Annotated in this window: 10 protein-coding genes and 1 pseudogene; 2 read left to right on the top strand and 9 right to left on the bottom strand. The window is 22.4% G+C overall.

What is annotated here, in order from left to right:
- Both M0D11_RS04415 and M0D11_RS04410 read left to right on the top strand, forming a co-directional pair.
- A partial coding sequence (locus M0D11_RS04415; protein ID WP_368862538.1) for an Mbov_0401 family ICE element transposase-like protein occupies nt 1–950 on the top strand: 950 nt, incomplete at its 5' end.
- Nucleotides 951–1,135: 185 nt separating this feature from the next.
- Nucleotides 1,136–1,498 (top strand): annotated as a pseudogene (locus tag M0D11_RS04410) (IS3 family transposase); the annotation flags it as partial.
- Here M0D11_RS04410 and M0D11_RS04405 read toward each other — a convergent pair.
- The 9 genes from M0D11_RS04405 to M0D11_RS04365 all read right to left on the bottom strand — a co-directional run bounded on the left by M0D11_RS04405 (nt 1,485) and on the right by M0D11_RS04365 (nt 9,165).
- Complete coding sequence (locus M0D11_RS04405; protein ID WP_252320451.1) at nt 1,485–1,676, bottom strand: RNA methyltransferase substrate-binding domain-containing protein; 192 nt, start codon at nt 1,674–1,676, stop codon at nt 1,485–1,487. The pseudogene M0D11_RS04410 and the gene M0D11_RS04405 sit on opposite strands and share 14 nt — an antisense overlap.
- Nucleotides 1,677–1,688: 12 nt before the next feature.
- Nucleotides 1,689–3,020: a cysteine--tRNA ligase gene (cysS, locus tag M0D11_RS04400; protein WP_252320449.1), complete on the bottom strand. Its 1,332-nt coding sequence runs from the start codon at nt 3,018–3,020 to the stop codon at nt 1,689–1,691.
- A gap of 135 nt (nt 3,021–3,155) precedes the next feature.
- Nucleotides 3,156–4,082: a hypothetical protein gene (locus tag M0D11_RS04395; protein WP_252320447.1), complete on the bottom strand. Its 927-nt coding sequence runs from the start codon at nt 4,080–4,082 to the stop codon at nt 3,156–3,158.
- Nucleotides 4,083–4,283: 201 nt separating this feature from the next.
- Nucleotides 4,284–4,994 (bottom strand): ECF transporter S component family protein, encoded by a 711-nt coding sequence (locus tag M0D11_RS04390; RefSeq protein ID WP_252320445.1) that lies wholly within the window; start codon nt 4,992–4,994, stop codon nt 4,284–4,286.
- Complete coding sequence (locus M0D11_RS04385) at nt 4,995–6,119, bottom strand: bifunctional folylpolyglutamate synthase/dihydrofolate synthase (RefSeq protein ID WP_252320443.1); 1,125 nt, start codon at nt 6,117–6,119, stop codon at nt 4,995–4,997.
- Nucleotides 6,120–6,137: 18 nt separating this feature from the next.
- The gene (locus M0D11_RS04380; RefSeq protein WP_252320441.1) at nt 6,138–7,085 is read right to left on the bottom strand and encodes a hypothetical protein; all 948 of its coding nucleotides are present in this window, start codon (nt 7,083–7,085) and stop codon (nt 6,138–6,140) included.
- A 110-nt stretch (nt 7,086–7,195) separates the two neighbouring features.
- A complete protein-coding gene (locus tag M0D11_RS04375) occupies nt 7,196–7,867 on the bottom strand; it encodes a uracil-DNA glycosylase (RefSeq protein ID WP_174481457.1) in 672 nt (223 codons plus the stop codon).
- A gap of 12 nt (nt 7,868–7,879) precedes the next feature.
- Nucleotides 7,880–8,353 (bottom strand): 23S rRNA (pseudouridine(1915)-N(3))-methyltransferase RlmH, encoded by a 474-nt coding sequence (locus M0D11_RS04370; protein WP_252320439.1) that lies wholly within the window; start codon nt 8,351–8,353, stop codon nt 7,880–7,882.
- A complete protein-coding gene (locus M0D11_RS04365; protein ID WP_252320437.1) occupies nt 8,353–9,165 on the bottom strand; it encodes a hypothetical protein in 813 nt (270 codons plus the stop codon). The genes M0D11_RS04370 and M0D11_RS04365 overlap by 1 nt, the downstream gene beginning before the upstream one ends.
- Between the last annotated feature and the right edge of the window lie 250 nt (nt 9,166–9,415).

Below are 9,415 nucleotides of genomic sequence, written 5' to 3'. Positions count from 1 at the left end.
AAAATAAATTAACAAATGAAATTATAACTCCAACAAGAACATATATTGATATTGATAAATATAAAAATTATACAAATTGAGTTAATAAATTAATAATAATTAATGCAGATTTAAATAATATTACATATCCTATAATTAAACATAATTTAAAAATAAATATATCTTTATCAACTATTTGTAGAAGATTAAAAGAAACTATTATATTTGTTCAAGAATTACCAAAAGAAAAAAGACAAATATTACCAACTGATTATATTTATATACAATCAGATGAATCATATAATAATTTAATTGATAATAAGCAAAAAAGAAAATTTAGACACAGAACGGTAAGTATTAGTTTAGGTTTTGATTTAGAAAAATCTACTGATAATAGACATGTTTTAGAAAATAAATATATTTTTGTTATTTCAACTAGAAAAGGTCAAAGAATTACTAAAAAAGAATTTGGTAAATCAATAATAACTAATTTAGATAATATTTTTATTGGTTATACTAATGAAAATTTAAAATTAACTGGTGATGGTGCAACTTATCTTAAATCTACTGCTAATTATTTAAAAATTGATTATGCTGTAGATAAATGACATCCATTACAAAAATTAAAACAAGTATTTATTGTAGGAAAAGGTAAAAGAACAAAAGAAAATAATAAAAAATTAAGTTATGCATATTATGAATTATTTTTAAATGGTTGTTATTATAAATTATTAGATTATTTAAAAGAAAATAATGCTGATGAAAAAATATATGAATATTTTAAAAATAATAAAGAAGGTATTAAAAATCAAAATGCTATTTGAAATATAGGTTGTAGTGCTGAAAGTGATGTTTATCATTTAATAAAATCTATATCTAATAATAATGCAAAAATTTATTCAAAAGAAGCATTTTTTAATTTATTAAAATTAAAACAAGCAAGGATTAATAAATTAAAAGTGTTTGTTTAAATTTATAAAATTTAATAAATCTAAACCTAAATAGTTAGGAATTTTTAAATTATATTAATAAAAATAAAATACTAAAATACTTGAATAAATCTATAAAAAGGTATATAATTATACCAACAATTAATAATTTATTTTATCTTTTATTTAAAGAAAATTAAATTATATCCACATTTGAAATATGTCCAAAAGATGCATCATTAGTACATCAAGCATTTATGCAATCAAATCGCTGTTTAAAAGATATTCAAATATTTCATAGTGATCGCGGTAATGAATTTAACAATAAAATTATTGATAAACTTTTACTAGCATTCAACATTAACCGTTCTTTAAGTAAAAAAGGTTGTCCTTATGATAATGCTGTTGCTGAAGCAACTTTTAAAAGTTTTAAAACCGAATTTATTAATGATAAAAATTTTACATCATTAATCCAATTAAAATTAGAATTATTTGATTACATCAATTGATATAACAATATAAGAATTCACAGCACTTTAAACTACTTAACTCCAGTTAAATATCAACAACAAATGTCTACCAAAAAATAGTCCTAAAAAGTGTTGCCATTCCACTAATAATTTCATAAGGAATATTTACACTTTTTAAATCTTTTTTTAATTCTTGGTACTTATCTTGAACTAAAAAAACTTTTTTAATTTTTATTAATGATGATGTTGATAATGCAGCAATAATAGGGTGATAACCATAAATATATTGTAATGCCATAATTTTGCTCCTTTAAATAATATTCAAATCTTTTAATTCTTGACGAATTTTATCAGCTTCTTGGTATTGTTTTTCCTTTTTTAGTTGTTCTCATATTTTAATTTTATTTTTAATCTTTTCAGAATAATTACCAACTTTAAAATCAAATCCTAATATTTTTAAAGCAAAGGTAAAAGTATAAAAAATTTCTTGAAATTCTTCATTAAAATTTTTTTTAATAAGTGCTTCATTTAATTTTTTAATCATATTTTCAATTAAAGTAATAGTATTAGTTGTATCAATATTATTTGATAAATTTTTAATAATTTGTTGATAATAAATTGAATGATGATTATTATTACATATTATATTGTTAATAAATATTTGATATGTTCATTGTTTTAAAACATTTTCATATTTTTTTGTTGACACTAATCCATTTTCAATTGTTTCCTTATTGAAATCAATTGGTTGTTGATGATCACGATTTAATATTAAATATCGCAATACATTCGGATGATGTTGCTGACAAAATTCTTTAACCAAAATAAAATTATTTAAAGATTTTGACATTTTTTCATTAGCAATATTAACATGACCATTATGTCATCAAATATTTGACATTTTTTTATTATTAGCTGCAACAAATTGAGCTCGTTCATTTTCATGATGAGGAAATTTTAAATCAACACCACCACCATGTAAATCAATAGTTTGACCATTAAATAAATCCTCAACAAAACAAGCACACTCAGTATGTCAACCAGGTCTTCCTTTTCCTCACGGACTATTTCAACTAATACCTATTGTTGTTGATTTTCACAAAGCAAAATCTAGATTATTTTCTTTAGTAACTAAATTTTTAATTCTAAAATTTGGAATTAAATCTTCAATATTTTTATGTGCCAAACTTCCATAATCTTTTAACTTATTAACTTTAAAATAAACATCACCAGCCGTAACATATGCATAATCTTTAATAATTAATTTATTAATAAATTCAATAATCTTTGAAATATATTCACTTACTTTTGGTAATTTTGTAGGAAAAATAATATTTAATTTTTCTAAGTCTTCATAATATGCTAACGTATATTTTTCAGTAACTTGTTGTTCTGTTATTTTTAAATCCGCAGCTTTCTTAATAATTTTATCATCAATATCAGTAATATTATGAACATAATTTATTTTATAATTTTGATGAATTAACAAACGATGTAAAACATCAAAAACAAGCACACCACGAATATTGCCAACATGAATATAGTTATAAACAGTAGGACCACATAAATACATATTAACTTGCTTTTTATTAGTGGCAAGCAGTTGCAATCTTTGTGAAAAACTATCATAAATTTTAATCATTTAATTAACCCTTCTTAATAAAGTTTAGTTTTCATATACTCTATTATACTGTAAAGAATATCAATCTGTAACAAAATAATTTTTTAAATTTAAAACTCTCTTTAACAAAGAGAATCATTAATAATTAAAAAAGTATTAATTATTTGAAATTTCATAATTTTTGATAGATATCATTTTTATGTTTTTATTTTTTTCAGTTATATATAAATTTCCTTTATTAGCAGAAGTTATTGTTCCTATATAAATAGTATCATTAATATTTGTTAAACTTCAAACTGCACCATTAGTACTCTCTCAACCAAGCATCAATCCAAAACTTTTATCAGTTTTACTTTTATATATTTTTCCTTCACCATTATTATTTGTTATTCCTACATAAAGTGTACTATCAACATTTGTTAAACTTGAAACTTCACCATTAGTATTATTTCAAGTAGAAACTGGCTCAATCTTAGCATTAATATCATTAGTATTTATTTTATATAAATTTCCCTTTTTATTAGCAGTTGATGTTCCTACATAAAGTACACCATTAATATTTGTTAAAGCCCAAACTGCACCATTGTCTTGTTTTCAATTATTCATTAATTCAAATTTGCCATCACTATTACTTTTATATAAATTTCCTTTACCAAAAATTGATGTTCCCACATAAAGCACACCATTAATATTTACTAGAGCATGAACTGCACCATTATTATCTTCTCAATTAGAAATTTTTTTAAAATTAGTAATAGTACAAGATAAAGAAACTTCGTTTTTATAAGTACCTTTACCATTAATAATAATTTTTGTAGTGTCAATAAAACTTTTAATATCAAAATCATCTTCAGTTAGATCAATTGCTTCTTTATTTTTATCTTTAATGGCTTTTAAAATTTCAGATTTATTTGGTTTGTCCAATTGACCAATGTAAATAATACCTAATTCCTTTTTAATAATAACTGTATTTAAATCAGTTTTTTCTACTGGTGAAGGTCTTTCTCCACCACAAGTGACGACACTTATACTTGTTACTCCAATTAAAGTTACTACTGCTAGACTACTTAGTAATTTCTTCATATATCTTTACCACCTAATCTTTAATTATTTTAATACAATCATTTTACATGATTTCTATATCAATAAAAATAAACATGCTATTAAAATTAAAATAGTAATATTAAAAAATTACTATTAATTTAATATATTCTCAATAAAGAGATAAATTTAAAAATGTTACAAAAAATATCAGAAATTTTAATTAAATAATTATTTTTTGGTTTATTCTTCAGGTACTCTATTATATTGTAAAGATTGCGGATCTGTAGCGAAATAATATTTTTTAAATTGATTTTCTAAATTTAAAGTTTTCTTTAATGCAGAATAACAAGTAATAATTAAAAAAACATTAACCGTTAAATCAATAGGATATTTTATAACTCTTAATGGAAAATACATTAATCATAAAGGTGGTAATCCAGGAAATAATATTTTTAATGCAATAGGATCAGTACCAGTAATAATTAATGAAGTAATAGCATAAGCAATTGGCAAATATCAATAAATTGTCTTTTTACTATAATAAATTTTACTAAAATTTAATACTAAATAGTAAGGTAATATACATCATAAAATACTAGTAAAAGTAAAAAATAAACATGGTGATGCACCACTAGTACTAAATAATAAACCTAAAAAATCACTGGCAATACCACTAAGAAACCCTAATATTCCACCACAAAAGAAACCTATTAAAACTAATATAAAATTACCCAATTTAATTTCAAAATATTTAGAAAATGGTAAACTTTTTAACATTAAAGCACCTGTTGTATTTAAAGAAACAGCTAATGCTAACATTATTCCACTTAAGCAAATAAATTTTATTTGCTTTATCTTTTTTTTATTATCTTTATAATCAAAAACTGTGATCAATAAAAAAGTAATTAAAATTAACAGTCCACTAATTATATTCAATAACAACACATTCATTTAATTACCACCCTTTTTTATCATAATTATTTTCTTTGTTCTTAAATAATTATAAACATCTGCCAAAAAATAACAAGAACCCGTAATTAAAATTATTTTATGAGGGCTACATTCAATCATTTTTTGATAATCAAAAAATTCACCAGTAATACTATTTAAATTACTATTACTACAAATAATAATATTATCTGAGACTTTTTTTAAACAACTAATTAATTTTTGTGGATATTTATTTTTTAAACAAGAAAATATAATTTGTTGAGGAATAATTTTATTAATTTTTAGCGTTTTAATTAATGCTTTAATACCATCAATATTATGAGCAGCATCAAAATAAATAGTTTTATCATTAATTTGATATTTCTCAAATCGTAATCTAATATTAGTATCATTAATGATTTTTAAAGCTTGTTTAATATTAATTTCTAAAAATGTTTTTGAAATTACTGTTAAAACTAATTTTTTATTTTCTTGATAGTATGGTTGGTTGATTAATCTTGGAGAATATATAGGTTTATAACCTTCCATATCAATTTGCTTTTTTAATTTATTATTTAAATTACCTGAAATAAAAAGATTTTTTGTCATTGGTTTTACTATTCCCAATTTTTGATGTAATATTTCAGATGTAGTTTTACCAAGTCTATCTTGATGATCTTTACCAATTGAAGTGATAATAGCATATGTTGCATCAATGATATTTGTAGGATCAATTTTTCCACCAATCCCAACTTCAATTATTGCTCATTGCACATTTTGTTCTTGAAAATAAATTAATGCAATTAAAGTTAAAATACCAAAAAAACCTAATTGATAATATTCAATATCATCAAAAATCAAGTCTCTAATACGAACTAAATCTTGATTACTAATCATTCTATCATTAACAATAATTCGTTCATTAACAAACTCAATATGGGGAGAAGTAAACAAACCAATTTTTTGTTTTAAGGTTTGTGATAATATAGCAAAAATTAAACGCGATACTGAACCTTTACCATTTGTTCCAGTTACATGAATATACTTAATATTATTGTTTAAATATTTTGGACTAATAATTTTTAATTTTTTTAAACAATCTTTATTTGAATATTTAGATATTTTTTTAAAAAATTCTTCATTCATATTTTTAAAATCCTTTATTTAATAATTATTATTATCAATATTAATTAAAGGATTAACGGTTCTTCAAGTCACATAAATTATAATTGAATTAATTATAATTTTAAGAGGTGCTTGCACAATTCTCATAATTGCTGTTACTCCATAATCCTTGGCATTAGGATCAAATAAAGTCATATCAGCATAGGAGGCTATAAGCACTGTTGTTACATACTCAGCTACTACCGCTAATAAAATAATTGGTAAAATTTCTTTAATTCTATAAATTTCTTTTTTCAATAAATAATAAAATAAAACACTATAAATACTTAATAGGCCAATAATGCCACTACCACCCATAATACTAGCCAGAACATATTTATTAACAATAATTCCTGACATAGAATATGATGATTGCTTACCTGAAATAACAATATACATGCCGCCACCAGCAAAGAAAATAATAAAAAAATTAATTAAAGCAAAAATAACTCATGGATAATCTTTTAGTTTTACTTTAAATATTCCAGCAATTCCTGCCAAAAAACCAGTAAAAATAATACAAAACATATAATAAACGCTAATATATGAAGGAACAAATAACATTACTAAAATATCTGTTACTGCAGCACAAATAATACCTATAATTGGACCAAACATATAACCGGTTATTTTAATCATTAAACCCTCAAAAGCAATTCTAATTGGTGGTAATACTGTAATGGGTATCGTAATAGAAACAATAATAGTTGCCACAACTGATACTGAAGATAACATTGTTATATAAGCAATATTTTTAGTAGTAAAACGAACACCTTTATATTTATCTTTACGAAATCATTTTCAAAAACTATTCATTAAAATATATGCTAACATTATGCTACTTAAAGTAATAATTAAATAAATAGCTGTAGATCTACTAAATAAATTTAAGGTATTTAAATCATATCGTTGAGAAAATATGTGATTAAATATTAAATTATTGGGCATTTAAATAACCACCATTCCCGAAATATTCTTTAAAACTATATTAATTTTAACAAATATATCATAACATTGTTTGCTTAAATACATATAATAAAATTAGTATTTTTTTATTTTTATCACTTAATGGGAGTTTTATTTTTTGAAATCAATCAATTATTAGTTTTGCTAAATGGTCTTGAATTAAAAAAACCATTATAAGCACTTAAAGGTGAAGGATGTGCACTCTCAATAATAAAATGTTTTTCTGTATCAATTAGCATTTTTTTATTTCTTGCATTTTTACCTCATAAAATAAAAACAAGATTAGTACAGTTTAAATTTAAAAATGATAAAACATGATCAGTAAAAGTTACTCATTGATATTGTAAATGACTATTAGGTTGACTTTGTCTGACAGTTAAAGTTGTATTTAAAAGCAAAACTCCCTGTTTAGCTCAAGTTGTTAAATTACCATCATTATCTTTTTCAATATTTAAATCATTTTTTAGTTCTTGAAAAATGTTTTTTAAACTTGGTGGTAATGGAGTATTTGTTTGAACACTAAATGCTAAGCCATGAGCTTGATTTGGCTGATGATAAGGATCTTGACCTAATATTATTACTTTAACCTTTGATAAAGGAGTTATTTTAAAAGCTTGAAATATTTCTTCTCATTGAGGATAACAAAGATAAGTTTGATATTCCTTTTTAATATCTTCTAATAATTTAGTAAAATATGCTTCTTTATATTCTTGTTGAAAAAATTCTAATCATGAGGAATCAACAAATAAAGTTTTATTATACATTTTTTTCACCTACTACTTATGATAACTTTGATTATTAAGTATTTGTAATGAACGATATATTTGTTCTAATAAAACAACATAACATAATTGATGAGGTAATGTTATTTTACCAAAGGAAATTTTAATTAAATTAATATTGTCTTTTAATATTTGTGCTACACCATTACTACCGCCAATAATAAAACCAATTTTACCTTGTTGATAAATTTGATTTTTATTAATCATCTGTGATAATTGTTCACTACTTATTAATTGTCCTGATAAATCTAATAAAAATCATTGATAATCATTATTCTTTGATATGTATTCGGTGATTTTATTAGTTTCAATTTTAATATTATTAGGAATTGAATTTAATTTAGATTCGATAATATTTTTTGTTTCAATATTAGTTCGCTTTTTAATTCGTTCTAAATAATCTTTGGCGGCTGATTTTCAATATGTTTGTGACAACTGGCCAATACAAACAATTTTAATATTTATCATTATAATTCTGAAAAAGCCATGTTATTTATTCTTTCATGAACCACTTTATCTGGGTTACGAAAATCAACATCACCCAAAGCTTTATCAATAGTATTTGGATTAATAATAACTATTTCTTTTTTATTTTTATCAACTCATAAACTAAAAATTACATCAATTTGAATATTAAAATCAATTTTAAAAGTCTTGTTCATTTTTGAATCTTTCATTATAAAGAATAAATGAATTCAACCTTTTTTAATAATGGTTTTATTTTTATCATCTTTAAAGTCAGTAATTTTTGGTGAAACAATACTAGTTTTAGCAACTTTTGAAGGGTTTTCTGCTTCTGTTGCTGTTTCATATGTAACATATCAATAACCATAATATTGCTGTTTAGATATATCATTATCAGTTAAACCAAAAACTAAAAGACTTCCATTTGCATCTTTACAACTAAATGGTTCATTCATTACTTTATCTGGATCATTATTAACATTATAATTAATACTCTCATAATTACCTGATTTATATTGGTCACTATTATAAAAATCCCTAGCGGCATCTGTAACTTCTAATGCATTACGATCAATTCTAATTTTGTCTGCTGCTAGTTGCATAAATGCAGCGAGTGGTTTGTATAAAAGTTTAGTATCATATTGATAGTATTTATTATAAACATAATCAACTAACGGATCACCTTCTTTGTTTGATGGCTCGTTTTCAAAATTTGTTTGAATTTTTGAACCATCTCCAGTACCACAAGCCACAATAGTACTCACAGAAGAAGAAAGTAAACTAAGTGTTGAAAATAAAGTGATTAATTTACGCATTTGATTGTTATTCTCCTTAAACTAAATAATAATTAAATATTCACTAAGAATTGTAACTTATTTTTTTATAAAAAGCAAAAGGAAATTCATATAGGTAAAAATACATTTTTTAAAATTAAAATATTAATGTTTATTTTAATATTTTAATAAAATTATTATTGTCATAAAAGGAATTAAAAATTATATATTTTTTTATCGTTGATAATTGCTTTTGCCAATCTATTTCATCTTTAAAAAATCAGATTTAGGT

This window comes from Spiroplasma endosymbiont of Lariophagus distinguendus (assembly GCF_023846195.1).
Classification (GTDB): Bacteria; Bacillota_I; Bacilli_A; order Mycoplasmatales; family VBWQ01; genus Spiroplasma_E.
Note: the sequence above shows the minus strand (reverse complement) of the source record. Positions and strands in the feature narration are given on the sequence as shown.